Raw genomic sequence first — 1,291 nt, forward strand, 5'->3', positions numbered from 1 at the left:
TGGTATTATCCCCTTTTAGTAGACAAGAGAAAAAAGACATCTGTTAAGATGGACTTAATCTTGCCAAACGAAGGGGATTTTTTTATGGCTAAAAAAGGACAAACTTTCCGGCGGTACTCCTTGGAATTGAAATTGGAGGCGGCCCGGCTGGTCAACGAGGAACACATGAGTATACGTGAAGTGGCGAAACGTTTGGATATTCAAAATAAATCTCAGGTACAAGTATGGGCTGCAAAAACGAAACAGGGAATGAGTCTAGAACCTGCTACATCCAAACGGGGACGCCTTAGAACCAAGTTTTCCAGTATGGAAGAAGAGATGGCATACTTGCGAGCGGAGATTGAATACTTAAAAAAGCAGTATCCAAATCTACACAAGGAGTGACGAGTAAAGCTGCCAGATTTCAAATCATAGAGGACCTGCGAGCACGCCATGGTCTGGCTTGGCTCTTGAAGTTAGCTGCGGTTTCCCGTTCGGGCTATTATAAGTGGAGAAAAAGTAGACAGGCGACAAGCGAACGTAGACAAAAAGAACATGAATTGGAATCACACCTGCTTGCCATCCATCGCGTGCATCCCTACTTTGGTTATCTTCGAATGACGGTAGCTTTACGGAGGGAAGGCCTTAGAGTCAACCACAAAAAGGTGTACCGATTAATGAAACAATTAGGCATCTGTTCTGTCATTCGAAAGAAACGTCGATTCTTTGGAAAACAAGCTTCTGTGGTGAATCCAAATCGGCTTGAGCGCAAGTTTCGGGCGGATACGCCACGAACGAAGCTGGTTACCGACATTACCTATATTCGTGCTGGAGAACATTTTGTGTATCTCTCTGTTATTCAGGATTTATACAATAACGAAATTGTAGCGTGGCATCTTTCTGAACGAAATGATCTTGCTTTAGTTCATGAAACGCTGGATAGACTCCGTCAGCACGTGGATCTAAGTGGCGTAATCCTGCACTCGGATCAAGGATTTCAATATACCTCGAAGCCTTTTAACCGTAAACTGAAACAGCTCGGCATGCTAGGCAGTCACTCCAGGCGTGGAAATTGCCTAGACAATGCCAGTATCGAGTCTTTTTTCTCTCACTTAAAGACCGAGAAAATATACTTGAATAAGGCGGCAAATAAGGCAGAGGTTGAACAACAAGTGAGAGAATACATATTGTTTTACAACCAAAACCGATTTCAGAAAAAACTAAACGACCGTTCCCCGGTAGAATACCGGGAAACGGCCGCAGCTTAAATCTTGTCTTTTTTTGTACTGTCTACTTGACAGGGTTATGACCA

General features: G+C 43.5%; 1 protein-coding gene. It reads left to right on the forward strand.

The window, feature by feature from the left end:
• Window positions 1-84 precede the first annotated feature (84 nt).
• Window positions 85-1,247 (forward strand): IS3 family transposase gene (locus HP552_RS24295; RefSeq protein ID WP_376768984.1). Its coding sequence is split into 2 segments (ribosomal slippage): window positions 85-349 and window positions 349-1,247, totalling 1,164 coding nucleotides; the frame shifts between segments, so codons are not numbered across the junction.
• Window positions 1,248-1,291 lie beyond the last annotated feature (44 nt).

Source organism: Paenibacillus xylanilyticus (genome assembly GCF_013359935.1).
In the GTDB taxonomy this organism is placed as follows: Bacteria; Bacillota; Bacilli; order Paenibacillales; family Paenibacillaceae; genus Paenibacillus; species Paenibacillus xylanilyticus.